This is a genomic window from Planotetraspora kaengkrachanensis (assembly GCF_016862895.1).
In the GTDB taxonomy this organism is placed as follows: Bacteria; Actinomycetota; Actinomycetes; order Streptosporangiales; family Streptosporangiaceae; genus Planotetraspora; species Planotetraspora kaengkrachanensis.
In genome coordinates this window covers 59,613-86,033 of record NZ_BONV01000018.1, presented here as the reverse complement: position 1 = coordinate 86,033, position 26,421 = coordinate 59,613, and the positions used below count along the sequence as shown (strand labels likewise).

25 protein-coding genes, 1 tRNA gene and 1 riboswitch are annotated in these 26,421 nt (G+C 67.9%); of the genes, 14 read left to right on the top strand and 12 right to left on the bottom strand.

Going from position 1 to position 26,421, the window contains the following annotated elements; translation table 11 throughout:
* Window positions 1–422: 422 nt before the first annotated feature.
* From Pka01_RS20825 to rpmH, 7 genes are all read right to left on the bottom strand, one after another.
* The gene (locus tag Pka01_RS20825) at window positions 423–1,274 is read right to left on the bottom strand and encodes a ParA family protein (protein WP_239115177.1); all 852 of its coding nucleotides are present in this window, start codon (window positions 1,272–1,274) and stop codon (window positions 423–425) included.
* Between the two features lie 230 nt (window positions 1,275–1,504).
* Window positions 1,505–2,194 (bottom strand): 16S rRNA (guanine(527)-N(7))-methyltransferase RsmG, encoded by a 690-nt coding sequence (gene rsmG, locus Pka01_RS20820; RefSeq protein WP_203884492.1) that lies wholly within the window; start codon window positions 2,192–2,194, stop codon window positions 1,505–1,507.
* Between the two features lie 206 nt (window positions 2,195–2,400).
* A complete protein-coding gene (locus tag Pka01_RS20815) occupies window positions 2,401–2,895 on the bottom strand; it encodes a Jag family protein (RefSeq protein ID WP_203884491.1) in 495 nt (164 codons plus the stop codon).
* A 19-nt stretch (window positions 2,896–2,914) separates the two neighbouring features.
* Complete coding sequence (gene yidC, locus Pka01_RS20810; RefSeq protein ID WP_203884490.1) at window positions 2,915–3,868, bottom strand: membrane protein insertase YidC; 954 nt, start codon at window positions 3,866–3,868, stop codon at window positions 2,915–2,917.
* Window positions 3,869–3,872: 4 nt separating this feature from the next.
* On the bottom strand, window positions 3,873–4,196 hold the full coding sequence (gene yidD / locus Pka01_RS20805; protein ID WP_203884489.1) for a membrane protein insertion efficiency factor YidD: 324 nt from the start codon (window positions 4,194–4,196) through the stop codon (window positions 3,873–3,875).
* Window positions 4,193–4,570 carry a ribonuclease P protein component gene (gene rnpA / locus Pka01_RS20800; RefSeq protein WP_203884488.1) on the bottom strand — a complete coding sequence of 126 codons (378 nt, stop codon included), beginning with the start codon at window positions 4,568–4,570 and terminating at the stop codon, window positions 4,193–4,195. The genes yidD and rnpA overlap by 4 nt, the downstream gene beginning before the upstream one ends.
* Window positions 4,571–4,641: 71 nt before the next feature.
* A complete protein-coding gene (rpmH, locus tag Pka01_RS20795; protein WP_203884487.1) occupies window positions 4,642–4,779 on the bottom strand; it encodes a 50S ribosomal protein L34 in 138 nt (45 codons plus the stop codon).
* A gap of 591 nt (window positions 4,780–5,370) precedes the next feature.
* Between rpmH and dnaA the strand changes: the two genes are divergently transcribed.
* The 9 genes from dnaA to Pka01_RS20750 all read left to right on the top strand — a co-directional run bounded on the left by dnaA (window position 5,371) and on the right by Pka01_RS20750 (window position 17,803).
* Complete coding sequence (dnaA, locus tag Pka01_RS20790) at window positions 5,371–6,990, top strand: chromosomal replication initiator protein DnaA (RefSeq protein ID WP_203884486.1); 1,620 nt, start codon at window positions 5,371–5,373, stop codon at window positions 6,988–6,990.
* A 526-nt stretch (window positions 6,991–7,516) separates the two neighbouring features.
* Window positions 7,517–8,656: a DNA polymerase III subunit beta gene (dnaN, locus tag Pka01_RS20785; RefSeq protein WP_203884485.1), complete on the top strand. Its 1,140-nt coding sequence runs from the start codon at window positions 7,517–7,519 to the stop codon at window positions 8,654–8,656.
* Between the two features lie 93 nt (window positions 8,657–8,749).
* Entirely contained in the window at window positions 8,750–9,694 is a 945-nt protein-coding gene (gnd, locus tag Pka01_RS20780; RefSeq protein WP_203884484.1) for a phosphogluconate dehydrogenase (NAD(+)-dependent, decarboxylating), read from the top strand.
* A 79-nt stretch (window positions 9,695–9,773) separates the two neighbouring features.
* On the top strand, window positions 9,774–10,985 hold the full coding sequence (gene recF / locus Pka01_RS20775) for a DNA replication/repair protein RecF (protein ID WP_203884483.1): 1,212 nt from the start codon (window positions 9,774–9,776) through the stop codon (window positions 10,983–10,985).
* On the top strand, window positions 10,975–11,499 hold the full coding sequence (locus tag Pka01_RS20770; RefSeq protein ID WP_239115162.1) for a DciA family protein: 525 nt from the start codon (window positions 10,975–10,977) through the stop codon (window positions 11,497–11,499). The genes recF and Pka01_RS20770 overlap by 11 nt, the downstream gene beginning before the upstream one ends.
* A 334-nt stretch (window positions 11,500–11,833) precedes the next feature.
* Window positions 11,834–13,777 (top strand): DNA topoisomerase (ATP-hydrolyzing) subunit B, encoded by a 1,944-nt coding sequence (gene gyrB, locus Pka01_RS20765; protein WP_203884482.1) that lies wholly within the window; start codon window positions 11,834–11,836, stop codon window positions 13,775–13,777.
* A gap of 15 nt (window positions 13,778–13,792) precedes the next feature.
* Window positions 13,793–16,369 carry a DNA gyrase subunit A gene (gyrA, locus tag Pka01_RS20760; protein WP_203884481.1) on the top strand — a complete coding sequence of 859 codons (2,577 nt, stop codon included), beginning with the start codon at window positions 13,793–13,795 and terminating at the stop codon, window positions 16,367–16,369.
* On the top strand, window positions 16,366–17,553 hold the full coding sequence (locus Pka01_RS40840; RefSeq protein WP_239115161.1) for a DUF3566 domain-containing protein: 1,188 nt from the start codon (window positions 16,366–16,368) through the stop codon (window positions 17,551–17,553). Before gyrA ends, Pka01_RS40840 begins: the two co-directional genes overlap by 4 nt.
* 173 nt (window positions 17,554–17,726) lie before the next feature.
* A tRNA-Ile gene (locus tag Pka01_RS20750) sits at window positions 17,727–17,803 on the top strand.
* Window positions 17,804–17,918: 115 nt separating this feature from the next.
* Here the strand turns inward: Pka01_RS20750 and Pka01_RS20745 are convergent.
* Window positions 17,919–18,089 carry a hypothetical protein gene (locus tag Pka01_RS20745; RefSeq protein WP_203884480.1) on the bottom strand — a complete coding sequence of 57 codons (171 nt, stop codon included), beginning with the start codon at window positions 18,087–18,089 and terminating at the stop codon, window positions 17,919–17,921.
* 342 nt (window positions 18,090–18,431) lie between these two features.
* Here Pka01_RS20745 and Pka01_RS20740 point away from each other — a divergent pair, with 342 nt between their 5' ends.
* Complete coding sequence (locus Pka01_RS20740; protein WP_203884479.1) at window positions 18,432–18,926, top strand: GNAT family N-acetyltransferase; 495 nt, start codon at window positions 18,432–18,434, stop codon at window positions 18,924–18,926.
* A gap of 164 nt (window positions 18,927–19,090) precedes the next feature.
* On the opposite strand, the gene trpS is transcribed toward Pka01_RS20740, so the two are convergent.
* Window positions 19,091–20,179: a tryptophan--tRNA ligase gene (gene trpS, locus Pka01_RS20735; protein ID WP_203884478.1), complete on the bottom strand. Its 1,089-nt coding sequence runs from the start codon at window positions 20,177–20,179 to the stop codon at window positions 19,091–19,093.
* Window positions 20,180–20,476: 297 nt separating this feature from the next.
* Window positions 20,477–20,644: riboswitch (cobalamin riboswitch) on the top strand.
* A 29-nt stretch (window positions 20,645–20,673) separates the two neighbouring features.
* Here trpS and Pka01_RS20730 point away from each other — a divergent pair.
* On the top strand, window positions 20,674–20,886 hold the full coding sequence (locus Pka01_RS20730; protein ID WP_203884477.1) for a CbtB domain-containing protein: 213 nt from the start codon (window positions 20,674–20,676) through the stop codon (window positions 20,884–20,886).
* 18 nt (window positions 20,887–20,904) lie between these two features.
* Window positions 20,905–21,642 carry a CbtA family protein gene (locus Pka01_RS20725; protein ID WP_203884476.1) on the top strand — a complete coding sequence of 246 codons (738 nt, stop codon included), beginning with the start codon at window positions 20,905–20,907 and terminating at the stop codon, window positions 21,640–21,642.
* A 103-nt stretch (window positions 21,643–21,745) separates the two neighbouring features.
* Here the strand turns inward: Pka01_RS20725 and Pka01_RS20720 are convergent, their stop codons facing one another.
* Window positions 21,746–22,231 (bottom strand): hypothetical protein, encoded by a 486-nt coding sequence (locus tag Pka01_RS20720; protein WP_203884475.1) that lies wholly within the window; start codon window positions 22,229–22,231, stop codon window positions 21,746–21,748.
* Between the two features lie 192 nt (window positions 22,232–22,423).
* Window positions 22,424–22,786, bottom strand: coding sequence for a hypothetical protein (locus Pka01_RS20715; RefSeq protein WP_203884474.1), 363 nt, complete (start codon window positions 22,784–22,786; stop codon window positions 22,424–22,426).
* A gap of 293 nt (window positions 22,787–23,079) precedes the next feature.
* Between Pka01_RS20715 and Pka01_RS20710 the strand changes: the two genes are divergently transcribed.
* On the top strand, window positions 23,080–23,910 hold the full coding sequence (locus Pka01_RS20710; RefSeq protein WP_239115160.1) for an NAD(P)H-binding protein: 831 nt from the start codon (window positions 23,080–23,082) through the stop codon (window positions 23,908–23,910).
* A 224-nt stretch (window positions 23,911–24,134) separates the two neighbouring features.
* Here Pka01_RS20710 and Pka01_RS20705 read toward each other — a convergent pair whose 3' ends face one another.
* On the bottom strand, window positions 24,135–25,472 hold the full coding sequence (locus Pka01_RS20705; RefSeq protein WP_239115159.1) for an NUDIX domain-containing protein: 1,338 nt from the start codon (window positions 25,470–25,472) through the stop codon (window positions 24,135–24,137).
* Between the two features lie 79 nt (window positions 25,473–25,551).
* Between Pka01_RS20705 and Pka01_RS20700 the strand changes: the two genes are divergently transcribed.
* Window positions 25,552–26,415, top strand: a complete 864-nt coding sequence (locus Pka01_RS20700) for an NAD(P)-dependent oxidoreductase (protein WP_203884473.1) — start codon at window positions 25,552–25,554, stop codon at window positions 26,413–26,415.
* Window positions 26,416–26,421 lie beyond the last annotated feature (6 nt).

Sequence of the window (26,421 nt, the reverse complement as noted above, 5' to 3'; positions counted from 1 at the left end):
AGACACTGGCTTGGCGGCAAGACAGCTCCGCGTCCGACGTCGGCCCGGACGATCGACGAGGGTTCCTGGATCGCCGCCGGTGTCGGTCACCCCCTGGGAAAACTCTCCCCGGCCCGTCGCGACGCCTGCCCCAGAAACCCGCTCACGCCGCCGCCCATCGTCCGTCGGCGAGAGATCGCACTCTCCCCCAACGCGTTCCGGCTGGCGCAGTTCCGCCACAGGGCCCAGGCGCACGGCCCACACCCGGCCCGGACACCCGGCCCAGGCCCACGGAGCCCGCCACACGGAGCCCGCCACGCAAAAAGAAGGGCCGGAGGATCCTCCTGGAAAGGAGGCCTCCGGCCGACGAAGACAGCGGGGTGATGAAGGTCTGGCAGCCGAGCCTTCGCATGACTCAATCAGGCGGACCCGGGAGCGTCGACCTACGAGGCGCCGGCGACCGTGGCCGCCCGATAGGCGATCTCCCGAGCGGCCTCCATGTACGCCATCGCGCCACTCGAACCCGGGTCGTAGGTCATGACCGACTGTCCGTAGCTCGGCGCCTCCGACACGCGGACGCTGCGCGGGATCACCGAGCTGAGAACCGTGTCGCCGAAGTGGGAACGCACCTCATCCGCGACCTGCGAGGCGAGTCGCGTGCGGCCGTCGTACATCGTGAGGAGGATCGTCGACAGCGCGAGCGTCTGGTTCAGGTGAACGCGCACGAGCTCGACGTTCTGCAGGAGCTGGCTGAGCCCTTCCAGCGCGTAGTACTCACACTGGATCGGAATGAGCACTTCCTGCGCCGCCGCCATCGCGTTCACCGTGAGCAGGCCGAGGGATGGCGGGCAGTCGATGAAGATGTAGTCGAACTCCATCGAGTCGAAGCTGCTGAGAGCACGCTTGAGACGCGTCTCCCTGCCCACCATGGGGACGAGTTCGATCTCGGCGCCCGCCAGGTCCAGCGTGGCGGGCGCGCAGAAGAGCCCGGGCATGTCCGGCACCGGCTTCACGATCGACGCGAGCGACAGGTCGTCCACCAGCACCTGGTACACCGAAGGCGTTCCGGCCCTATGGTCCGTCGCGAGAGCGGTCGAGGCGTTTCCCTGTGGGTCCAGGTCGACGACGAGGACCCGCTGCCCGTGCATGGACAGCGCCGCGGCGAGGTTGACGGACGTGGTGGTCTTGCCAACTCCGCCCTTCTGGTTCGCCACGGTCAGTACCCGGCAACGGGGAGGCCGAGGCCAGTCCCCGTCACGGCGGGCCGAGTAACCGACAGTAGATTCAGCCACCAGAGGGGGTGCGGCTGTTTCACGTGAAACCACGGAGCTCAATGCCTCTCGTACCAACGGTGAATCGCCAGGTTGAAGGGGGGTCTGGGACACGGTCGCCGTCCTTTCGACCTGCGAAACGGAAAATCGAGGCCAGCCAAGCCCCGACGGCCGGCTTGCTGTCGCGACCTCCCAGGGTAGGGCGACCGGAGTCGTCGGCCAACCCAGGCCCGCTGCCGCATCCAGCAAGACGATCACCTCTTCCGTCTCCGCCGTGCACCACGTCCACTCGGCTCGGGGGATGCTCCCGCGACAACGCGAACGAGAGTGGTGGGCGGCTCGACCCTACCGCGCCCCACCGTAACAAGCTCGGCGGAACGCGCTCCGGAAGACTTCAATTGGGATCTGGCCGCTTCGAGTTCCTCGACCGCCCGCTCCCCCTTCATCGCCAGCAGCTGCCCGTCCTCACGGAGAAGCGGCAGCGACCACTCGAGCAACCGGTCGAGGGGGGCGACGGCACGAGCCGTCGCCACGTCGAAGGTGCGTTTGCCGACAAGCTCCTCCGCGCGGCCACGCACCACCTCCGCGTTGCCGAGATCCAGCGCCTCGACCGCCTCGGACAGAAAGACGGTTCGCCGCAAAAGCGGATCAAGCAACGTCATCTGGATGTCCGGCCGAACGATGGACAGGACCAGGCCCGGCAGACCCGCCCCCGAGCCGATGTCGACGACCCGAGCGTCCTGCGGAATCGCTTCGGCGACGACGGCGCAGTTGAGCAGGTGACGCTCCCATATGCGCGGAATCTCACGGGGCCCGAGCAGGCCCCGAACGACGCCCGGCCCCGCGAGCAGCTCTGCGAAGAGCCGTGCCCGGTCCAGCGCGTCACCGGTGAAAACCTCCGCCGCCATGGCCGGCGCCTCGGGCAGCTCGTTGCTCTCCGTCATCACTCACTCATTCGCGAACACTCTCGGGCCAGGGTAGTGGCCCATCCCCGCACGAACCTGAAGGTCGTGTCTGACAAATCATGCCCTGCCACGAGGGGCCCAGTAGGCGCGTTGCCCCCCGCGATCCCGCCTGTCAACGGAAGAACCCGTGGACACGAAAAAGCCGCCGGCTCCAAGGAGTCCGGCGGCTTCCGTACAAGGAGAGATCAGACGGGGAGGACGACCACGAAACGACGCGGCTCCTCGCCCTCCGACTCGCTCCTGAGCCCGGCCGCGGCGACCGCATCGTGCACGATCTTCCGCTCGAACGGCGTCATCGGCTGCAGCGCCTTGGGCTCGCCGCTGCGCTTCACGTCGCTGGCCGCAGCAGAGCCGATTTTGGTGAGTTCGACCCTGCGGCGCTCCCGGTAGCGGCCGACGTCGAGCATGAGCCGCGAGCGCTCACCGGTCTGCCGGTGCACCGCGAGGCGGGTGAGCTCCTGGAGCGCCTCGAGCACCTCACCGGAGGGACCCGTCAGGTCGATGCCTTTGATGTCGACGATCGACACCACCGCACGATCGCCTTCGACGTCCATGTCGATGTCGCCGTCGATGTCGGCGATGTCGAGCAGGCCCTCGAGATAGTCGGCCGCGATCTCACCCTCCTGCTCCAACGCCTCGACGTCGGGAGCAGGCTTCGGGCTGTCCTCAGCTTCGGTCACGTCCGGGACTCTCTTTCTGCTACGGCTTCTTGCTGCCGGTGCGCTTGCTCCTGGGCTGGCGCGTGGGCTGCTGACGGACGATCTTAGGCTCTGGCGCCGCCGGTGGCGGCTCAGACGCGGCCTTCGGCTTGCCCACCAACTTCGTGAAGATGCCGTTGGTCGGCGGGGGCGTCACCATGTTGCCCTTCTCATCGACGACCGGCATGGGATGGCGACTGTAGAACCAGTGCTGCTGGCTGAGTGTCCACAGGTTGGTCGTCACCCAGTAAAGAATCAAGCCGAGCGGGAAGTTCAGGCTGAAGATGGCGAACAGCGGCGAGATGTACATCAGGATCTTCTGCTGCTGAGCCATCGGGTTGTCCGGCATCTGCGCCATCGAGCGCGTCACGCTCTGCCGGACGGTGAGGAACGTCGTGCCCGAGCTGATCGCGACGAAGACGGCGAGCACGATCTTGGTGATCACCGGGTCGGCGCCGAACTTCGTGATCTCACTGGCGCCGGTGAAGAAGGTCGCCGGCAGCGGAGCGCCCAGGATGTGCGCCGCACGGGCGCTGTCCACCAGCTCGCGCGTCATGCCGAAGGACGGACGATCCTCCGCGATGGCCCGGAGCACGGTGAACATCGAGATGAAGATCGGGAACTGCGCGACGACCGGAAGACAGCCGCCCAGGGGATTGGCCCCGGCGCCCTGGTAGAGGGCCATGACCTCCTGGTTCATGCGCTGCTTGTCGTTCTTGTACTTCTTGCGCAGCTCTTGGACCTTGGGGGCGAGCTCCTGCATCTTCCTCGACGAGCGCATCTGCTTCATGAAGAGGGGGAAGATGAGCAGGCGCATCAGCACGGTGAGCGTGATGATGGTGAGCGCCCAGTTGAACCCGTTGTCAGAGGGGATGAAAAGGCTGTACCCGGCATGGATCTGGGTGATCACCCAGGCCACCGCCGTGTATAGCGGATTCAGGAATGGCAGCTCCACCGAGCTAGCTCCCTTGCGTTTCGTCGTGAGACCGGACTCGGGGTGGGGGCACCGGGTCGAATCCTCCAGGATGGAACGGGTGGCAGCGCCCGATACGCCTGACGGTCAGCCATATCCCGCGAAGCGCCCCGTGAACGGTGATCGCCTCGAGGCCGTAGGCGCTGCAGGACGGCTCGAACCGGCAGCGCGGGCCGAGCATCGGGCTGATGAAGGCCCGGTAGAACCGGATCGGGACAAGCAGAACTCGAGCGACCGGGCCCGGCGCGCCTTCCGGCTCCGTGCCCGTCACCGCGATTCCGGATTCCGGAATCGGCTGCTCCACTGTCATGACCGTCCATCCGTCAGGGTCCGGGACTCGGACCCCCGCCGCCGGAGTAAACGATCCAGCGCGACGTCGAGTTCGGCGGCCAGATTCTCGCTTCGCGCGGACGCGGCCGGTGGATTGGCGCGTACCACAAGCAGGCTACCTCGCGGGAGCCGCGCTACACGGTCCCGCATCAGGTGTCTGAGCCTGCGCTTGACCTGGTTCCTGATCACCGCGCCCCCGACCGCCTTGCTCACGACGAAGCCCACCACGGGTGGTTCGTCGGTTTCGCGCAGAGAGAAATGCGCGACCAGCGTCGGACGGCCGGCGCGTCGCCCGCGGCGTATCGCGTCGGCGAACTGGTCACCTCGTCGCATCCGAGACGCGGACGGCAGCACCGCATGTTCCTTCAACTACGGCTGTCGCCCGCCGACGGAACGAACGGCGGGCGACGGCGGGCGTCTGGTCGTCAGACGGTCAGCTCGGCGCGGCCCTTACGGCGCCGGCTGGCCAGGATCGCGCGGCCGGCGCGGGTGCGCATGCGCAGCCGGAAGCCGTGGGTCTTCGCGCGGCGACGGTTGTTCGGCTGATACGTACGCTTGCTCACGAGTGGGCTCCCAAGCTCAGATACGCACGCAAGGTTTGCGGGCGCGGGACATTCCAAGGGTACGGCTCGTCATAGCGTGGGCATGCGAAATAGCCGTCACGTGATTAGCCGACCGCCACACGTTACGTGGCGACCCCACGCCAGGTCAAACCCGACCGGCCACTCTATCCCGCTCGAAATCACTCGCGCACCGTCGTTCGCCATCTTCGGACACGTCCCCACGAATCCGATCATGTGGGCGCGCAGGCCACCGAGGCCGAGAAACGACCTTGCTCGACTTCGCTCAACAAGGCCGGAGATGCTCCGCCACACCGGAACCAACAAGCGCGTACGTCAGGCGTCCACAGCCCACTACGCTTGTGGACAACGTCTTGAACGCATGTTGCTCCGCCACTACTGTCAACCCTCCGGCCTTTCCCTCTGTCACCGTGAATGCGCCCGGGAAACATCGCACAGACTGTGCACAACATGTGGATCTCATGTGGATCAGCTAACGGGGGCTGAATCACCGCCGGGCCATCCCGGGCCGGGCTGGAGTGGAATCGATCGCGGTGCGAGCGGGGGCCGCGAAAAGGAGGGAGGGGCGGAGCCATGGAAGGCGTCGACCTCAACGCTGTATGGTCTCGGGCGCTCGGAACCCTTCTCGATGAGGGCGTTTCGGGACAACAGCGTGCGTTCCTCCAGATGACCCAGCCGTCCGGCCTCATCAACGACACGATCCTGCTAGCCGCCCCGAACGACTTCGCGAAGGAAGTCCTCGAGGTTCGGCTGCGGCCGCTGATCGCCCACGCGCTCTCCCAGGAGCTCGGCCGTCCGGTGCGGATCGCGGTCATGGTCGACGCCGGCGCGGCCTCCAGCACGGTGGCCCAGCACGACGTCTATCCCCAGCCGCAAGATCAGGGTTATCCCCACGGTGGACAGCCGCAGCCCGGGTACGGCAGGCAGCATCGGCCCGAGCCGCTCGGCCCGTCCACCGACTATCCACAGCCTCGTCCACAGCAGCAGGGTTTCTCCTCCTACGGCCAGGACGGCCCCACGCCCGTGGAGGAGCCGTACGGGTCGCAGCAGTATCCACAGCCGGCTCCCGCCTACTCCCCCGAGCCGCCCCCGGCGCCCAAGCCCGAGCCTGTGCAGAACCGGTGGGACAGCCGGGGCTCCAGGACCAGCAGCGAACCGGCGCGGCTCAACGCGAAGTACACCTTCGAGACCTTCGTCATCGGCGCGAGCAACCGCTTCGCCCACGCCGCGGCGGTCGCCGTCGCGGAGACGCCGGCCAAGGCGTACAACCCTCTGTTCATCTACGGGGACTCCGGGCTGGGCAAGACCCACCTGCTGCACGCGATCGGCCACTACGCCCAGAGCCTCTATGACGGCGCCCGGGTGAGATACGTGAGCTCCGAGGAGTTCACCAACGACTTCATCAACTCGATCCGCGACCACAAGGCCGACGGGTTCCGCTCGCGTTATCGGGCCGTGGACATCCTGCTGGTGGACGACATCCAGTTCCTGGAGGGCAAGGAACAGACGCAGGAGGAGTTCTTCCACACCTTCAACACCCTCCACAACGCCAGCAAGCAGATCGTGATCTCCAGCGACCGGGCGCCCAAGCAGCTCGTCACGCTGGAGGACCGCCTTCGCAACCGCTTCGAGTGGGGCCTGATCACCGACGTCCAGCCGCCCGAGCTGGAGACGCGCATCGCGATCCTCAGGAAGAAGGCCATCCAGGAGGGGCTGGCCGCTCCTCCCGACGTGCTCGAGTACATCGCCAGCCGCATCGCCACCAACATCCGCGAGCTCGAGGGCGCCCTCATCCGGGTCACCGCGTTCGCGAGCCTCAACCGGCAGTCTGTGGACATCCAGCTGGCCGAGGTCGTCCTCAAGGACCTCATCACCGAGGACGCCAGCCCCGAGATCACGATCTCCCTCATCATGTCGACGACCGCCGAGTACTTCGGGGTGTCGCTCGACGACCTGTGCGGCAGTTCGCGGTCGCGTGCGTTAGTCACCGCCCGGCAGATCGCCATGTACCTGGCCCGCGAGCTCACCGACCTGTCCCTCCCGAAGATCGGGCAGCAGTTCGGCGGCCGCGACCACACCACGGTGATGCACGCGGAGCGTAAGATCCGCTCGCTCATGGCGGAACGGCGCTCGATGTACAACCAGGTCAACGAGCTCACGACCCGGGTGAAGCAGCGCGCACGCAACGCGTGATGCACAGCCTGTGGATATCGCTGTGGATCAAACCCTGCACGTGCCCGCGACGCCTTCCGGCCGTCACCGGCCCGTCGGATAGCCGAAACAGGCCATTAAGAGGTGGGGACAGATGTGGGGAAATCCTGGGGACGGGCTGGGGACCACTCGTGGACGACTTGGGGACGCCCTGTGCGCGGACGCTTCCGGCCCTCTCGACGGCCCCTTCCACCCCGTGGACAACCGGTGGAAACCCCGTGGGTAACTCGTGGACGAACCGGTCCTCGACTGGGGAACCCCTGTGGGGAAGCCGTCGTCCCCCACAGCGACGGGGTTCGCATGCACCTCTCGCCCACACCCGCAGTGGATTAAACCTTGGTGCTGACCTGCGAACATGCTCGACATCCACATATCCACGGCCCCTAATGAGAAGACCTATATATCTCTCTCCTAAGAACTCAAGAACCATAGAAGGGGTTTCTGGAGGAGCCAGGAGCTCAGAGAGTGCACACTTGACGATGCAGCGAAACCCAGGAGGCTGATCCCCGTGATGTTCCGGATCGATCGCGACGTGCTCGCCGAGGCCGTGGCGTGGACCGCACGCAGCCTTCCGGCCCGGCCCTCGGTGCCGGTGCTGGCGGGCATGAGGCTCGAGGTCACGGAGGAGCAGCAACTCAAGCTCTCCGGCTTCGACTACGAGGTCTCTGCGGAGGTGACCCTCGACCCACAGGTCGGCGAGCCCGGTGTGGTGCTCGTGTCGGGCAAGCTCCTCGCCGAGATCACCAGGGCGCTGCCCGCTCAGCCGGTCGACTTCGTCGTCGACGGTGCCAAGGCGGTCGTCACCTGTGGAAGCGCACGCTTCACCCTGCTGACCATGCCGGTGGAGGACTATCCGTCCCTCCCGGCGATGCCCCCCGCCGCCGGGCGGATCGGCAGCGACGTCTTCGCCTCGGCCGTCGGCCAGGTCGCCGTCGCCGCGGGCAAGGACGACACCCTGCCGATGCTCACCGGCGTCCGGATGGAGATCGAGGGCGACACGGTCACCCTCGCCGCCACCGACCGCTACCGCCTGGCCGTACGCGAACTGAAGTGGCAACCCGAGCAGCCCGACTTCCAGGCGATCGCCATGGTGCCCGGACGGACCCTGGCCGACACGGCCAAGGCGCTCGGCGCCACCGGCGCTCAGGTCGAGATCGCGCTCAGCTCCTCGGGCGGCACCGGCGAGGGCATGATCGGCTTCTCCAGTTCCGGCCGGCGGACCACGACGCGTCTGCTCGATCCCGAGTTCCCCAAGTACCGCTCGCTGCTGCCGACCCAGTTCTCCGCACGCGCGGACTTGTCCACAGCCGCCTTCGTGGAGGCCGTCAAGCGCGTCGCGCTGGTGGCCGAGCGCAACACCCCCGTACGGCTGGCCTTCCGCGGCGAGGAGGTCATCCTGGAGGCGGGCAGCGGTGACGAGGCCCAGGCGGTGGAGGCGCTGCCGGTCGAGTTCGAGGGCGACGAGATCAACATCGCCTTCAACCACCAGTTCCTGCTGGAGGGGCTCGGCGCGATCGACTCCGACGTCGCGCGCCTGCAGTTCACGACGTCGACCAAGCCCGCCATCCTCACTGGGGGAAAACCTGTGGAAGATGGGGAAATCCAGGACTATCGCTACCTCATCATGCCCATCCGACTGTCCAGCTGACCCGGGGCGTACCATCTACCGGGGCCGATACGAGGGGCTCTTTACAGGTAGACGACCTCGCGTTGGATCCGCGAGGGCTAAGGGGTGGCTCACATGCAGATCGGCATGATCGGTCTTGGCAAGATGGGCGGGAACATGGCCGAGCGGCTTCGCCGCGGCGGTCACGACGTGGTCGGGTACGACCGCGATCCCGCTGTCAGCGACGTCGGCAGTCTCGCCGACCTCGTGGACAGGCTCGAGGCACCCCGTGCCGTGTGGGTGATGGTGCCCGCGGGCGAGCCCACCCGGGCCACGATCGACCAGCTGCGCGACCTGCTCGCCCCCGGTGACGTCGTCATCGACGGCGGCAACTCGCACTACAAGGACGACCAGCAGCACGCCGCCGACCTCACGGAGAAGGGCATCGGCTTCGTCGACGTCGGGGTCAGCGGCGGCATCTGGGGACTGCAGAACGGCTATGCCCTGATGGTCGGCGGCGACGCCGAGTACGTGCGGCGGCTCGACCCGATCTTCGGCACGCTCCAGCCGGAGGGTCCCGACGGGTTCGTCCACGCCGGCCCGGTCGGCGCCGGCCACTTCGCGAAGATGGTCCACAACGGCATCGAGTACGGCATGATGCAGGCCTTCGCCGAGGGCTGGGAGTTGCTGGAGGCCAGCGACGTCGTCACCGACGTCCCCGGAGCGTTCGCGAGCTGGCGCCACGGCACGGTCATCCGCTCCTGGCTGCTCGACCTCATGGTGCGGGCCCTGGAGGAGGACCCGGACCTGTCCGAGCTCAAGGGATACGCGGAGGACTCCGGCGAAGGCCGGTGGACGGTGCAGGCGGCTGTGGACCACGCGGTTCCGCTTCCCGCGATCACGGCCGCCCTCTACGCGCGTTTCACCTCGCGTCAGACGGACTCCCCCGCGATGAAGATGATCGCCGCGCTGCGCAACCAGTTCGGCGGGCACGCGGTCGCCTCGGCGGAAGGCCAGGAGGGCAAGGGCGCGGACGCCCCCGGCGCCGACGTCGCCCCGCCGCGTGAGGCCCAGCACTGACATCGGGGTCCGGTCGACGGGCCGGACCGAACGCGTCGGCCGTACGACGCGGGCGCCTGGGCGTTAGTAGCCTTGCGGCGTGCATGTGGCCAGCCTCTCCCTCACCGACTTCCGGTCGTATCCCGCGGTCGAGCTCGATCTCGAACCGGGGGCGACGGCCTTCGTCGGGCCCAACGGGCAGGGGAAGACCAATCTGATCGAAGCCGTCGGCTACCTCGCGACGCACTCCAGCCACCGTGTCGCGACGGACGCTCCGCTCGTACGGCAGGGCGCGGGGCGGGCGATCATCCGGTCGGTGGTCGTCAAGGACGACCGCCGGGCGCTGATCGAGCTGGAGATCAACCCCGGCCGGGCCAACCGGGCGCGGGTCAACCGCTCCCCCGTTCCGCGGCCGCGCGAGGCCCTCGGCCTGCTCCGGACGGTGCTCTTCGCGCCGGAGGATCTCGCCCTCTCCAAGGGGGACCCGTCCGAGCGCCGCAAGTTCCTCGACGACCTGCTGGTCGCCCGGGCCCCGCGCTTCGCCGGGGTCCGCGCCGACTACGATCGGGTGCTGAAGCAGCGCAACGCCCTGCTGCGGACGGCCGCGACCACCCGTACCGGCCGGCGGCGGGGATCCCGCAGGCAGGACGACGACTCCGCCTTCGCGGCGGCCGGGGCCGGCGATGTCATGAGCACGCTCGAGGTGTGGGACTCCCATCTCGTACGGCACGGAGCCGAACTCCTGGCCGGACGGCTCGACCTGGTCGAAGCCCTGCGTCCCCTCGTGGCCAAGGCGTACGCCACTCTCGCGCCGAACTCCGCGCCGGCCGGCGTCGAGTACCGGGGGTCGGCCGACGAGGACCGCACCGGCGAGACGTTGTCCACAGATGTCGCCACTCTGGGGACAAACCGTGAGGATCTGGCCGCACGGCTCCGGGCCGGCCTGGCCGAGGTACGGCAGGCGGAGCTGGACCGAGGCGTCACCCTGGTCGGGCCGCACCGCGACGATCTGCTGCTGACCCTCGGCGACCTGCCCGCGCGCGGCTACGCGAGCCACGGCGAATCGTGGTCGTTCGCCCTGGCCCTGCGGCTGGCGGCCTACGACCTGCTGCGCTCGGACGGCGGCGACCCGGTGCTGATCCTGGACGACGTCTTCGCCGAGCTCGACGACCAGCGGCGCAGGCGGCTGACCGACATCGTCGCCCCGGCCGAGCAGGTCCTGATCACGGCCGCGGTGCCGGCGGACGTCCCGCCCCAGCTCGCTGGGTCCCGGTTCGACGTGACCGAAGGGAGCGTCTCGCGTGTCCGCTGAGTCCACAGGTGGGGACCAGTCTCCCGAAGGCGCCGCGGCCAGGGGCGCCGCGATGGCCAGGGAGAAACTCGCCCAGGCCAAGGCCGACGCCGTGAAGCGCGGGCAACTCCCCCGGTCGGAACCCCGTCGCCGCAAGGGTGCGCCTCAGCGGGACGCGGGCGACCCCCAGCTCTTCGGCCGTGCCATCCGCGACCTGCTGGCCGACCGGGGCTGGGAGCAGTCGGCCGCCGTCGGCGGCGTCTTCGGCCGCTGGCGGGAGATCGTCGGGCCCGAACTGGCCGGGCACACCACTCCGGAGACCTTCGCCGACGGGGAGGTCGTGGTGGCCGCGGACTCGACCGCCTGGGCCACACAGGTCCGCCTTCTGGCGTCTACGCTGGTCAGAAGGCTGAACGAGGAGCTGGGCGACGGCACGGTGAAGCGGGTGAAAGTGCACGGGCCCAATGTGGGACCGCGGCCGACGGGAGGCCTGCGGGTCCACGGGAGTCAGGGCCCGGGGGACAGTTACGGGTGATCCCGGGAGCTGAGCCGTAGGACACCGGAGAAAGCCCGAACCGGCCCAAAATCGCGTGAGAGGCTTCGACCCCCGTCTCGGGTGTGGGTAGTTCAAAACCATGATCAACACGCGACAGGGCATCACAGCGCCCGTCAATGCCCCCTGCGGTCCCCAGGACCGGTAGAATGAATGTGGACTTAAGGACACGTCCGGTTTGCGTCACCCCCCGGCCCAGAGGGTCGTTTTCCCCCAGGGTGGGCGCATCGGGGCATTCACGACGGTGACGGGCACGGCAGGGGCGGCCGAGCGAGACGACCTCCGCCGCGTGTCCATTGGCAGGAGGATTTCGCACTTGTCCTACGACGCAAGCTCAATCACCGTTCTAGAAGGACTCGAGGCGGTCCGCAAGCGCCCGGGAATGTACATCGGTTCCACGGGCGAGCGCGGACTTCACCACCTGGTCTACGAGATCGTGGACAACTCGGTCGACGAGGCTCTGGCCGGATACTGCGACACGATCGAGATCACGCTGCTCGCCGACAACGGCGTCCGGGTCGTGGACAACGGCCGCGGCATCCCCGTCGGTGAACATCCTGTGGAAAAGCGACCGGCGGTCGAGCTGGTCATGACGACGCTGCACGCCGGCGGCAAGTTCGACGGCAAGTCGTACGCCGTCTCCGGCGGCCTTCACGGCGTCGGCGCGGCGGTCGTCAACGCGCTGTCCACCAAGCTGGATGTGGAGATCAAGCGGGACGGCTACCACTGGCGGCAGTCCTACGACCACTCCAAGCCGACCGGCCCGCTGACCAGGGGCGAGCCGACCGACGAGACCGGCACCACCACCACGTTCTGGGCGGACGACTCCATCTTCGAGACGACGGTCTGGAACTTCGAGACGCTGACGCGCCGGTTCCAGGAGATGGCCTTCCTCAACAAGGGCCTGGCGATGATCATCCGCGACGAGCGGCCGGATCACATCAACGGCGAGCCCGTCGAGGTCAAGTACCACTACGAGGGCGGCCTGGCCGACTTCGTCTCTCACCTCAACTCCAAGAAGGAGCCGATCCACAGCTCCGTGGTCGACTTCGAGGAGCACGGCGACGGCATCTCGGTCGAGATCGCGATGCAGTGGAACGCCTCCTACAGCGAGTCCATCTACACGTTCGCCAACACGATCAACACCGCCGAGGGCGGCACCCATGAGGAGGGCTTCCGCGCGGCGCTGACGACCATCGTCAACCGCTACGCGCGTGAGCAGAAGTTCCTCAAGGACGGCAAGGACGACAACCTCACCGGCGACGACGTCCGCGAGGGCCTGGCCGCGATCATCTCGGTGAAGCTGGCGGACCCCCAGTTCGAGGGGCAGACCAAGACCAAGCTCGGCAACACCGAGGCGAAGTCGTTCGTGCAGAAGGCGTGCAACGACCACCTGCGCGACTGGTTCGAGCGCAACCCCGGCGAGGCCAAGGACATCATCAGCAAGTCCCTGCAGGCGTCCCGCGCCCGCATCGCGGCCCGCCAGGCCCGCGACCTCACCCGCCGCAAGTCGTTGCTGGAAAGCGGCAGCGGCCTTCCGGGCAAGCTGGCCGACTGCCAGTGGTCGGACCCCGAGAAGTGCGAGCTCTACATCGTCGAGGGTGACTCCGCCGGCGGCTCGGCCAAGGGCGGCCGGGATCCCAAGTTCCAGGCCATCCTGCCCATCCGCGGCAAGATCCTGAACGTCGAGAAGGCCCGGATCGACAAGGTCCTCAAGAACAACGAGGTCCAGGCGCTGATCACGGCCCTCGGCACCGGTGTGCACGACGAGTTCGACATCCAGAAGCTGCGCTATCACAAGCTGATCCTCATGGCGGACGCCGACGTCGACGGGCAGCACATCACCACGCTGCTGCTGACGCTGCTGTTCCGGTTCATGCGGCCGCTGATCGAGGCCGGCCACGTCTACCTGTCCCAGCCACCGCTCTACAAGATCAAGTGGGACCGCAAGGGAGAGGACGCGTCCTACGCGTACTCCGACCGGGAGCGCGACGCGATCATCGAGGACGGCATCGGGCGCGGCAGGCGCGACCCGCGCCTCCACGACGGCGTGCAGCGCTTCAAGGGTCTGGGCGAGATGAACCCCGCCCAGCTGTGGGACACCACGATGAACCCGGACACCCGCGTGCTCCTGCAGGTCACGCTGGACGACGCCGCACAGGCGGACGAGTTGTTCAGCGTCCTGATGGGCGAGGACGTCGAAGCCCGCAGGAACTTCATCATCCGCAACGCCCGTGACGTCCGTTTCCTCGACGTCTAGTAAAAGGACTTTTCCGTGACGGAAGTGAACACGCCGCCTGGACCGCCCACCGATCGGATCGAACCGGTCGACATCCAGTCCGAGATGCAGCGCAGCTACATGGACTACGCGATGTCGGTCATCGTGTCCCGCGCGCTGCCGGACGTGCGGGACGGTCTCAAGCCTGTGCACCGGCGCGTGCTGTACGCGATGTTCGACGGCGGTTACCGCCCCGACCGCGGGTACTTCAAGTGCTCGCGTGTCGTCGGTGACGTCATGGGGTCCTACCACCCGCATGGTGACGCCTCGATCTACGACACGGTCGTGCGGCTCGCGCAGCCCTGGTCGCTGCGCTATCCCCTGGTCGACGGACAGGGCAACTTCGGCTCTCCGGGCAACGACCCGCCCGCCGCGATGCGGTACACCGAGTGCCGCCTGGCGCCGATCGCCATGGAGATGCTCCGGGACATCGACAAGGACACCGTCGATTTCCAGCCCAACTACGACGGGCGGTCGCAGGAGCCGATCGTCCTGCCGTCGCGGTTCCCGAACCTCCTGGTCAACGGTGCCGCCGGCATCGCGGTCGGCATGGCGACCAACATCCCGCCGCACAACCTCCGCGAGGTCGGCGAGGGCGTCAAGTGGGCGCTGGAGAACCACACGGCGACCGACGAGGAACTGCTCGAAGGGCTCATCGCGCGGGTCAAGGGGCCCGACTTCCCGACCGGCGCCCTGATCGTCGGCCGCCGCGGCATCGACGACGCCTACCGCACCGGGCGCGGCTCGATCACGATGCGGGCGATCGTCGAGGTCGAGGAGGACGCCAAGGGCCGGCAGTGCCTGGTCGTCACGGCCCTGCCGTACCAGGTGAACCCGGACAACCTCGCGCTCACCATCGCCGAGCTGGTCAAGGACGGCAAGGTCACCGGCATCGCCGACGTCCGCGACGAGACCTCCTCCCGGACCGGCCAGCGACTGGTGATCGTGCTGAAGCGCGACGCCGTCGCCAAGGTCGTGCTCAACAACCTCTACAAGCACACCCAGCTGCAGACCACCTTCGGCGCCAACATGATCGCCCTGGTGGACGGCGTGCCGCGGACGCTGCGTCTCGACCAGTTCGTCAGGCACTACATCGAGCACCAGATCGAGGTCGTCGTCCGGCGGACCCGGTTCCTGCTCCGCAAGGCCGAGGAGCGGGCCCACATCCTGCGTGGACTGCTCAAGGCCCTCGACCGGATGGACGACGTCATCGCCCTCATCCGGCGGTCGCCGTCGGCGGCCGAGGCGCAGGGCGGCCTGATGGAACTGCTGGAGATCGACCAGATCCAGGCGCAGGCCATCCTGGACATGCAGCTGCGCAAGCTGGCCGCACTCGAGCGGCAGCAGATCCAGGACGAGTACGACGGCCTGATGGCGCAGATCGCCGACTACCTCGACATCCTGGCCTCCGAGCCCAGGCAGCGGCAGATCGTCTCCGACGAGCTCAGCGAGATCATCACCCGATTCGGCGACGACCGTAAGACGGAGATCATCGCCTACGAGGGCGACATGTCCATCGAGGACCTGATCGCCGAAGAGGACATGGTCGTCACGATCACCCGTGGCGGTTACGCGAAGCGCACCAACACCGACCTCTACCGGGCGCAGAAGCGCGGCGGCAAGGGAGTCCGAGGCGCCCAGCTCCGCCAGGACGACATCGTCGAGCACTTCTTCGTCACCACGACCCACCACTGGGTGCTGGCCTTCACGAACAAGGGCCGGGTCTACCGGGTCAAGGCGTACGAACTGCCGGATTCCGGCCGCGACGCGCGGGGACAGCACCTGGCCAACCTGCTCGCCATGCAGCCCGACGAGCATGTCGCGGAGATCCTCGATCTTCGTGATTATGAGGTCGCGCCGTATCTGGTGTTGGCGACCCGGAGTGGTCTCGTCAAGAAGACAAGACTTTCCGAATATGATTCGCCCCGATCTGGTGGTCTTATCGCAATCAATTTGCGCGAAGATGACGAGGTGATCGCCGCACGACTCGTGTCGGAGGAGGACGATCTGCTGCTCGTTTCCAAGAACGCGCAGTCGATCCGATTCACCGCCAGCGACGAGGCTCTCCGACCGATGGGCCGCGCTACCAGCGGTGTCATCGGCATGCGGTTCCTCGACGGGGACGAACTCCTCGCGATGAACGTCGTGAGCCACGGTGATGACGTGCTCATCGCGACGGAGGGCGGATATGCGAAGCGCACTCCCGCGGACCAGTACCCCGTGCAGGGGCGGGGTGGCAAGGGGGTGTTGACGGCGAAGATCGTCAGCGCCCGTGGCAAGCTGGTTGGAGCCGTCATGGTGAGGCCCGAGGACGAGGTCTTCGCCATCACTTCGGCCGGTGGAGTGATCCGGACCAGTGCGGGCGAGATCAAGCAATCGGGCCGCCAGACCATGGGGGTGCGCCTGATGAACCTCGCTGATGGGGACAGCGTCGTCGCCCTCGCCCGCAACGCCGAGGCGTTGGACGCCAACACGGAGGATTCCGAGTCGGTGTTCGTCGAATCGGCCGAGACCGAGCCGACAGGGCTCGAGTCAGTGGAGACCGAGGAAAACGGGGCAGGAGACGACGCATGAGTGATAGCGGCGGAGCGCGGGCGACCGGTGCGGCCAGAAAAAAATCGCCGGGAGCCCGCCCGGCGTCGTCCTCGATGAGGGACGGCGTTACCGAGCGGGTGGACAAAGACGCTAACGTCGTCGAGGTGGCGTCCGAGAAAGAAGATGTGACTCCGGCTGGGAAGTCCGAGTCCGACTCCGACAACGCGACTGTGCGCATCCGCACCTCCGCGGCCGACCAACCGTGGAAGAAGCAGTCGTCCAAGGACGGCGAGAAGCCGGCGGCCGACCGTCAGCCCGCTCCCGACCAGACCGCGCCCTTCGCCAAGCCCTCCCTCGCGACACCGTCCGCCGCCTCTCCTGCCGAGCGCGGCGGCCCGGCAGGTGGGTCCACCGGGGCCAAGCCCGTGAAGAACGAGTCGGCCACGCCCGGCGCGTCGTCGGGTCCGGGATCCGGGATCGGCAAGTCCAGGCCCGGCGGTGACAAGCCGTTCGGTGGGAAGCCGGACTCCGGAGCCGCGCCGAAGGGCGGCGCTCCCGGGTCCGGGGCGTCGATGCCGCCCGCGACCAGTGCGTCCTCCGGCCCCACGGCGTCGTTCCCGAGGCCGACCCCTTCGCCTGGGGACGGCTCCCGCCCCGGCGTCACCCCTGCGGCAGGAGCCCCGTCTCCGCCGCCTCCTGTCTCCGCCGCTTCGCCGGTCGCTCCCGCGGCGGCCGGACCGGCGCAGGACGCCTCCCTTCGCGGGTCCGCCTTCGGCATGGCCGAGCGGCCGAAGGACGCCTCGATCGTCACGCCCAAGGGCAAGGGGAAGAAGTCCGACGCCAAGGGCCCCCGCAAGGCCCACCTCGTGTTGCGGCGGATCGAGCCGTGGTCGGCCATGAAGTTCAGCTTCGTGATCTCGATCGTCTGCTTCGTCATCCTGTTCGTGGCGGTGGCGATCCTGTACGGCGTGTTGTCGGGGATCGGCGTGTTCAGCTCGATCACGGACGCCGTCACGCAGCTCACCACCGGTGACACCAAGACCGCGAGCACCCTGGACATCAGCAGCTGGTTCGCCCCCGGTCGCATCCTGGGCTACGCGGGCCTGCTGGGCGCGATCAACGTCGTGCTCATCACCGCTCTGTCCACCCTCGGCGCGGTGATCTACAACGTGTGCGCCGAGTTCGTCGGCGGCATCGAGGTCACCTTCAGCGAGGCCGAGTAGCCACCCGTACGGCTACCGCCCTCTGTGCGGGCGGTAGCCGTACGAATCGCACCGGGCCGGCCTGAAGGCGACGCCGGACGGCGCGGCAGCGGTGTGGACACGGTAAGCTTTTCCTCGTTCAGGCGTGATTCGCCTCCTGATACGGGATGCGGTAACGTTCCTTCCGCAAACGCGGGGCTATAGCTCAGACGGTTAGAGCGCTTCCCTGATAAGGAAGAGGTCCCAGGTTCAAGTCCTGGTAGCCCCACCACACTTCACCGGCCGTTCTCCGATCATCGGAGAGCGGCTTTTCTCATGTCGGATGCCGTTGCCGGCACGACTCCGCCCTGCTCGAGCAAATGGGCGCCCGGCATGGAACAGCGGACTCAGAGGTCTCGCACGTCCGTGATCCGCGGTTCGCGTACGCTCATCGCCCGCCTGCCCTCGTGCCTGATCGCGAGCCGGATCGCCCAATAGATGAGGAAGAAGAACGCCACCGCGGGAACGACCCATACCACCAGGACGATCACGATCTCAGCCAACCCGAGACCCGCCACTTGGTCCTCCATCTTTTCTGGGGAGGACCAAGTGTGGCCGATCTGTCTTTCGGCGTCCACCGACCGCCCTCGCTTCGCATGACGTCGCGTCGGGCCAGGACGGCTGAACGCATGAGCGCACGATTCGCCGCGCTTCCGGCGTCGATGATCCCGAACCTTCAGAGCTGCGGGCACTCCCAGGAAGGTGGCGCAGAACTGGACCAGTCCAGTCGTGATGAGAATCGTCGAGAATATCTCTTCCATTCTTGTCCACAACCTGTGGAGAAACGGGCGACCAGTCGGGCGGCCCGACGCGTCTGCCGATGTCGATCCGCGGGGGTGGAACGTCGGTACGGTGGCCTTGTGCCGGCCCCCTACGCCATTCGTGCCGCTGAATCCGCTGACCTGAACTTTCTCATCGACATGTTGGTGGAGGCGGTGAACTGGTCGCCGACGGGCGATTCATCGCGCGAACAGGTTCTGTCCAATCCCGCCTTCGCGCACTATGTCGCGGGCTGGCCGCGACCCGGCGACCTCGGCGTCGTCGCGGTCAGCGGGGACGGGCGGCCATGCGGAGCGGCATGGTTGCGACGACTGCCGGCCGACGATCCCGGCTACGGATATGTGGCGGACGACGTGCCCGAGCTGACGATCGGTGTGCGTGCGCAATGGCGCGGACGCGGGGTCGGGCGGGCGCTGCTGCGCGAACTCGTCCGTGTCGCGGGCGAATCGGGGATCGAGCGAATCTCGCTCAGCGTCGAGCGGGCGAACCACGCGGCCAGGCTGTACGCCGACGAAGGATTCACCGTCGTCGAGCGGTTCGAGGACGCGGACACGATGCTTTACAGGGTGCGATAGCCGTTTCCCGAAGGGGGCTTCGGGTGACCGCCGGATGGCAGCCCAGGCCCCTTTTCGTCTCTCACGCGAAGTCGTACGGGATTTCGGGAGAGCAGGGGCGCTGGGCCGCGGAGAAGGCCGTCCACGTCAAGGAGCAGGAGAGGACGGCTCATCCGGTGTCTCCTTCAATAGAGGGCGTTCATGGTGCTCCTCACTTCGGTGAGGGTCGTGTTCGCGATGGCCGCGGCCCGTTCGTTGCCGTCACGCAGCACCTTCCGGATGTGGCCGCGGTCCTGGGCGTACAGGGCGCGGCGCTCCCGGATGGGAGCCAGGTAGGCGTTGACCGCCTCGGTCACCGTCTCCTTCAACGCCGCCGCTCCCCTGCCGCCGAGGTCCTCGGCGACCTGGCGGGGATCGCGGCCGAGGCACAGCGCGGCCAGAAGGACCAGGCTGGACACCTCGGGCCGCGTGGCGGGCTCGTAGCTGATGTGCCGGTGGGAGTCGGTCTTCGCGCTGCGTATCGACCTGGCGGTCTCGTCGGCGCTCGATGCGAGGACGATGGCGTTGCCGCGGCTCTTGCTCATCTTGGTGCCGTCGGTTCCCAGCAGCAGCGGAGCCGCCGACAACAGGGCGTCGGGCTCAGGGAAGATCTCGAGGCCGCCGCCGTAGCGGCTGTTGAAACGGCGGGCGATGGTGCGCGTGACCTCGAGGTGCGGCAACTGGTCCTGCCCCACCGGCACCAGGTTGGCCTTGCAGAACAGGATGTCGGCGGCCTGGTGTGCCGGATAGGTGAACATGAGTCCGCTGACGGACGACTGCTGCGACTGGGCGATCTCCTCCTTGACGGTGGGGTTGCGGCCGAGTTCGGCGACCGTGATCAGGCTGAGGAACGGCAGGAGCAACTGGTTGAGCGCCGGAATCGCGCTGTGGGTGAAGATCGTGGCCCGCTGCGGGTCCACGCCGACCGCCAGGTAATCGAGCACCAGGTCCTCGACGTGTTCGGTGAGGCGGTCGGCGACGTCACGATCGGTCAGAACCTGGTAGTCCGCGATGATCACCAGCATCTCCACGCCCAGGTTCTGCAGGCGGACCCGGTTGTGGAGGGTGCCGAAGTAGTGCCCCAGGTGCAGCCGGCCCGTGGGGCGGTCGCCGGTGAGCACGCGAAACCGCCCGGGATCCCGGTGGACGAGCTCCTCCAGAACGGCACTGCGGCGCTGGACTGTGGAGAGTCCGTCAGATGGGGACGAATGGTCGACATCGAGGTCGATGGTCATGTGGTTCTCCTGAAGGCGAGACGGGTCACGGCCGGTTCTGACGGCGACCGCTCGTCCAGGCAGAAAACACGAAGGGCCGTCCATCCGAACGGCCCGGGGTCGTGCGTGAGAGATGGCCGCTCCTAAGCGGAGCGCCACCAACTCGGACACGACAGACGATGCATGACGATCAGACTACATCGCCGTCACCGTGCCGGAAGGGTGGCTCCGGGGATGGATGACCGTGTGATCCGGAAAACAATGTTCAAACTGGCCTTGACGTCACAAGCAGGAGGGAGGGAGTCTCTGGGGGACAAATCAACATTGAGGCAACGGTGCGCAGGAACCTGGTGCGATCCCAGGACGGTCCCGCCACTGTGACCGAGAGAGTCCCTCCCCCGTGTGGCCACCGTTGTGACAGGCGGAAACGGTCAAGGAGGAGCGGCGCTCGGGAGTCAGAAGACTGACCCGTTGTCCTCCGTCGTCGGGGCGCGTGACCCCGAGAGGAGAAGACCGTGGCCAACGTCGCCGTTCCTTCTGGCAAGACCGTTCCGCTCCGCATCCCGGTTCGCGAGATCGTTCCCTGGGCCGTGTTCGCCGCGGTTCTCGGGCTGGCTCTGCTGTACTTCGTCGGCGCCGAGCAGGGGGCCACGTCGATCATCAGTGGCAGCACCGTGCACGAATTCGTCCACGACGGACGTCACCTTCTCGGCTTCCCCTGCCACTGACAGGCCGGGCTCGCTCTCATGATGCGAACTCTGCTGATCCGCGGCATGCTCGTCGGGCTCGCCGCGGCCGCGCTCGCCTACGTCGTCGCGTGGTTCCTCGGCGAACCCCAGGTCGCTCTGGCCATCTCGTTCGAGGAGGCCAAGGCGGCCGCGACCGGCGAGGTGCACGAGCACGAGGTGTTCAGCCGGACCGTCCAGGAGACCTTCGGCCTGATCACCGCACTCGTCGTGTACGGCGTGGCCTTCGGCGGGCTGTTCTCCATCGCGTTCGCCTTCGCACACGGCCGCATCGGGGATTTCCGGCCTCGGACGACCGCGGCGCTGGTGGCCCTGGTCGGCTTCGCCGTGATCTATGTCGTCCCGTTCCTGAAGTACCCGCCCAACCCGCCGGCGGTGGGAAGCGAGGACACGATCGGGTCCCGCACCACGCTGTACGTCACGCTGATCCTGCTGAGCCTGCTCACGACCGCGGTCGCGCTGTACGCGGGCCGTCGGCTGGCGCCGCGGCTCGGTGGCTGGAACGCCGCCCTGGCGGCCGTGGGAGTCTTCGCCGTCATCATCGGGATCATCTACGCGGTGATGCCGGAGGTGAACGAGGTTCCGGGTGACTTCTCGGCGACCGTGTTGTGGCGCTTCCGGCTGGCCTCCCTGGCCATCCAGTTGACGGTGTGGGGGACGCTGGGCCTGTTGTTCGGTGGTCTGACCGACCGTGTCCTCGGCCGGCGTGCCGGCGTTCCGACCGCCGTGAGCGTCTGACCGTCGCGCGTCTCCCGCCGCAACCTTTCTGAGGTCCCGGTGGCACGTCCTGATCGGACGGGCTGCCGGGACCGTCCCGTCTTCCGGAGAAGCCGGGGTCAGGTCACCATGTCCCGCCGTACAGGTAGAGGAACAATCCCAGGCTGAGCACGCTCGGCTCTACCGGCTCGGGGGCGAGGACGGGAGCGGGCTCCGGCTCGAGTACGACGACCGGCTCGGGCGTCACCACGGGCTCGGGGATCACGGTCGGCGTCGGCATGGGCGTCGGCGTCGGGGCTATCACGACCACTTTCTGGGTGATGTTGCAGATCCTGGCGTTGCGGCACAGCGCGTTCTGCACGCTCGTGGCGCCCGAGGTCGTGGTCGTCGACGTGTTCTGACGGCCGTTGAGTTCGTTCGCACTCTTGGCGGACATGACCTCGGGGCCGGGGTCCTGTGTCTTCTGCGCCGGCCGGGGGTCTTTGGCCGCCGCGATCGCGGGAAAAGGCGCCGTGGCGCCGATGAATACAGCCGAGGCGGATACACCCGCGACGACGTACGCGGCGGCGGTCTTTCTTCCGAACGCCCTTCCGTACCGCTGGCAAATCATCGTCCCCCCGCTGAATCGACCGAGTCCCGGCAGGAATTCCTGCCGTCCGGAGCCGTCGTCAGCATACGTGGCGGCGTGCGATCGCTCGTGTTTCCAGCGATGGATGCGCGCGTTATTACCGCATTATTGCCGGCAGAATGACAGGAAATTCAATTCACTCCGGTGAATGCGGTCCCAGCCCGATGGGCGCCTTCATCGGCGGCGGAAGAAGAGCTTCTGGGAGATCTTGCAGAACTTGGTCCCCGCCTTGCAGAAGCCGGACTGGGTGTTGGTGTTCTCGCTGACGCTCGATACCTGCTGCACGCCGGTGACGGTGGTCGGGCTGTTGATGGCCGGTGCGTTCTGGTTGTGCCGTCCGTGGTTGTGGTTCCAGACCGGGCCGTGTTCGTTCGGGAAGAAGGACACCCGTGACCCCTGGCGGGCCTTTCCTCCGTTCGCGCTCGCCTGTGGCGTGGCGACGAATCCGGAAAGCGTGAGGGCGGCCGTGGTCAGTGCCAACAGCCGTGCGGCGACGACCACGCCGGCGGATGAACTTCCCGCACGATGACGACGCATTGTCGCGCACCTGCCTCTCACGTCATTCGCTGGTGGTCGCCTTGTCGGCGTGGACATGGGTAACGTGCTCCTGCATACCCTCCGATCGGGCGCCGGTCCCCCGCCGAATGGTCTGCGGCGCAGATGATTACCCGTTCTTTGTCCATGGCGCTCGTCCGCGGATCAACCGTTCGGGGAAATATTCAGAACCCCTCTGGCGGAAACGCAGGGATCGGTGCACGAGAATTCCAGGCGCACGTGGGCGGCGTAAATCCGGTTGACGCGGGCCCCTCGCCGGTACGACGGTGAGCCGCGTGAACGACTCCATGATCGTTGTGTCCGCGGCCTCGGGCGCACTCGGCCGGCTGGTCGTCGGCCATCTTCTCGCTCGCGTCTCCCCCGGCCGGATCGTCGCGGCGGTCCGTGATCCCGGTCGTGCGTCGGATCTGGCAGATCGCGGCATCCTGGTGCGACGCGGCGACTACGACGACCTGGCGAGCCTGCGGGACGCCTTCGAGGGGGCCGATCGGCTGTTGCTGATCTCCTCACCTGAGCTGGACCCGGCCCGCCGTGTCCCCCAGCATCTCGCCGCCGTGAAGGCGGCCGGCGACGCCGGCGTGGGCGCGATCGCCTACACCAGCGTCCTCGGCGCGGACACAAGCGATTCCGGCGTCGCCGAGGCGCACCACGCCACCGAGAGAGCGATCGTGGACAGCGGCCTGCCGTACACGCTGTTGCGGAACCCGTTCTACGGCGAGGCGTTCATCAACGAGGGACTGCGGGCCGCCGTGGCGGCGGGAGAGCTGACGGGCGCCACCGGAGGCCGCGGAATCAACACCGCGTTCCGCGCCGATCTGGCGGAGGCGGCCGCGAACGTGCTCACGGAGGACGGCCACGTGGGGCGCGCCTATGACCTCACCGGGCCGTTGTGGACTCACCCGCAACTCGCCGCGACCCTGACCGAGGTGTCCGGCACCGCCGTCGCCTACCGGGAGGCCCCGGACGCCGTCGCGGGCCCGCTCGCCTGGCTCCACGCGCAGGTCCGGGCCGGTGCGCTGGAGACCCGGACGGAGGATCTTTCGCGGGTGCTCGGCCGTCCCGCGATGTCACTGCGGGAAGCGGTCGCGCGCGTCCTCGCGCCCTGAAGCGATCGCGTGCCGTTTCGCGCTCTGATCTGGCGGCATGCGGTCGTGCTCGGCTTTCCACACTGATCCGGTCAGGCCGCGGCCGGAGGGCCGCCGGGCGGGACCGGCGGCCCCATGGCCCGCAGCCTCTGCGCTTCCGTCCCGGTGATGTGCGGGTCAGACGCGCGAGTCGTCGAGGGCGTAGACGTCCGCGGTCCTTCCCTGGGCGATCAGTTCCACCTTCGTCACTCCTCGCCAAGCCATCGAGCGATCAACGCGCGCTCGGCGTGCGGCAGCCGGCTCGCGTCGACGGCTCGCGCGGGCAGCAGACGCTGCCGAGCCGGAGGTTCGGAACCCGCGCTCGCGGATGGTGCCTCTGTGACTGGAGATGCCGTTGATTCACGTGAAACCGTGGCGAAGTCGAGTGCAGAGGTGCCGGCGGGCAGCGCGGCGGCGAAGACGAACCGCCGTCCGGGCCTGCCGTCGACCGAGACGTAGTCGTCAGCGCCGACGAACCGCACCTGATCGGACCCCGTCAGGCGGTGAACGGCCGCCCACAGGCCGTGCCGAGCGACCATGGACGGAAGCCGGTCGGTCTCCTCGTCGGACACCACGAGCACGTCACCGTCGCGATGCGCGATGACGGAAACGGTCAGCTCCTCGAAGCCGGCTCGGACGGCCTCGGCCTCGAGCTGCGGAATGGTCGGGAGCTCCCAGCCGTGCAGGGAGAAGCCGATCGAGTCGCGGACGGCCTCGATGCCGGCCCGCGCATAGGGGACCGTCCGTTCCGGCAGGTCGCCGACCGGGAACCAGGCGAGCTCCGCGCACTTGTGCGGCTCGGCGTTCGTCGGGGTGCCGTGCACCGTACGGGCCGTCAGGAACATTCCGACCCGGGCCGTCCCGCCGGGATTGCGGTGATGCACCACATGGGCGACGGTCAGGCCCGACACCTCGATCCCGAGCTCCTCCGCCGCCTCCCGGGCGGCCGCGCCGATGATCGACTCATCCTCCTCGAGGTGTCCCGACGGCATCACCTGCCATTCGCCGTCGGCGTATCCCGTGCCCTGCCGGCGGCCGAGCAGCACCCGTCCCTCCTCGTCGAAGAGCAGAAGGTGGACGTCCACGATCGGCCGGTACCTGCCGGGGGCCTCGGCGGCGGCCAGGAGCGCGGGCAGCGTCGCGGCGCCGTCGGCGATGAAGTCCGCCAGCTCAGGCGGGATCAGATCGAGCCCCCGCATCTTCTCCGGACGGACCCGGACGATCTCGTGGACGCCCTTCTCGGGATCGAGGAACTCGGGTCCGCTGCGCCGGCTGAGGTCCATGTGCACGAGCCGGCAGGCGTACACCGTCGTCAGCCTGTCCTGCTCGACGATCGTGAACACGCGCAGCGCAGGCCCGGCCGTCGCGCCGAGCTCCTCGTCGAGCTCGCGACGGAGGGTCGCCTCCAAAGTGGCGTCGGACGGCTCGACTCCACCGCCGGGCGTGATCCAGTACGGCGCTCGCCCCGGGCGGATCCGCTTGAAGAGGACGATCTCGTCGCCGTCGAAGAGGATCGCTCGGACGCTGTGCCGCAGAGGTCGCATGGGCCTCATCCTCCTGCACGTCCAACCCTGCCGTCCGCCTGGATGCAGGGAAAGCGACAATTGGGAAAGGGGGTCACATATGCGGATAGCAGTGCTGGGTATGGGCCGGATGGGCCGGGCGCTCGCACAGCGCCTGCTCTCTCAGCACTTCTCCGTCACCGTGTGGAACCGTACGCCGGGCCAGGCCGGGCAGGTGGTGCAGGACGGGGCCACTGAGGCGTTCTCCCCGGCCGAGGCCGCGCAGGGGGCGGACGCGGTCCTGTTGTCCCTCTCCGACGACAGGGCCGTCCGCGACGTCGCGGCGCGGCTCGTCGACACCGCCCAGGACGAGGACGACCTGCTGGTAGCCGACACCAGCACGGTCTCCCCCGGCACCTCGCGGGCGCTGCGCGAGCTCGTGCCGCGGCGCCGCTTCGTGGCCGCCCCCATTCTCGGCGGGCCGCTGGACGTCGTACTGGGAAACGCCCGGGTCCTGCTCGGCGGCGACCAGGCCACCGCCGAGCGGCTGGAGCCGATCTGGCGGTACGTGTTCGCCTCCTCGTCCTACTGCGGCGAAGATCCCGGATGCGCGGTGACCCTGAAACTGCTCAACAACTACCTGCTCATGGCGAACGTCGTCCTGGTGTCCGAGGTGGTCGCCACCGCGGAGGCCGCGGGTTTCGACATGGCGGCCATCCGCGACCAGCTCTTCACCTGGGCGACCGTGCCGCCCGTCCTGCGCAACCGGCTCGACGACATCGTCGGCGGCGGTCATGAGGGGTGGTTCACCACGCGGCTCGGAGCCAAGGACGTACGGCTCGCCCGTGAGGTCTCAGAACAGCACGGAGTCATGCTGCCGCTCGCCCATCTCGTCGAACGGATCTACGAGGAGGCGGCGGAGCTGGGGTGGGCCGAGGCCGACATCGCCGCCGTAGTGGAATTGGTCCGGCGTGAACGACGCTGACTCATG

Bases quoted from the DNA above. Each gene is read 5' to 3' on its own strand.
- Pka01_RS20705 (WP_239115159.1), bottom strand. From the start codon at position 25,472: ATGCGACCTCTGCGGCACAGCGTCCGAGCGATCCTCTTCGACGGCGAC.
- rsmG (WP_203884492.1), bottom strand. From the start codon at position 2,194: ATGACGGAGAGCAACGAGCTGCCCGAGGCGCCGGCCATGGCGGCGGAG.
- Pka01_RS40840 (WP_239115161.1), top strand. From the start codon at position 16,366: ATGAGTGATAGCGGCGGAGCGCGGGCGACCGGTGCGGCCAGAAAAAAA.
- Pka01_RS20720 (WP_203884475.1), bottom strand. From the start codon at position 22,231: ATGATTTGCCAGCGGTACGGAAGGGCGTTCGGAAGAAAGACCGCCGCC.
- Pka01_RS20725 (WP_203884476.1), top strand. From the start codon at position 20,905: ATGATGCGAACTCTGCTGATCCGCGGCATGCTCGTCGGGCTCGCCGCG.
- trpS (WP_203884478.1), bottom strand. From the start codon at position 20,179: ATGACCATCGACCTCGATGTCGACCATTCGTCCCCATCTGACGGACTC.
- yidD (WP_203884489.1), bottom strand. From the start codon at position 4,196: ATGACAGTGGAGCAGCCGATTCCGGAATCCGGAATCGCGGTGACGGGC.
- gnd (WP_203884484.1), top strand. From the start codon at position 8,750: ATGCAGATCGGCATGATCGGTCTTGGCAAGATGGGCGGGAACATGGCC.
- dnaA (WP_203884486.1), top strand. From the start codon at position 5,371: ATGGAAGGCGTCGACCTCAACGCTGTATGGTCTCGGGCGCTCGGAACC.
- Pka01_RS20700 (WP_203884473.1), top strand. From the start codon at position 25,552: ATGCGGATAGCAGTGCTGGGTATGGGCCGGATGGGCCGGGCGCTCGCA.
- Pka01_RS20715 (WP_203884474.1), bottom strand. From the start codon at position 22,786: ATGCGTCGTCATCGTGCGGGAAGTTCATCCGCCGGCGTGGTCGTCGCC.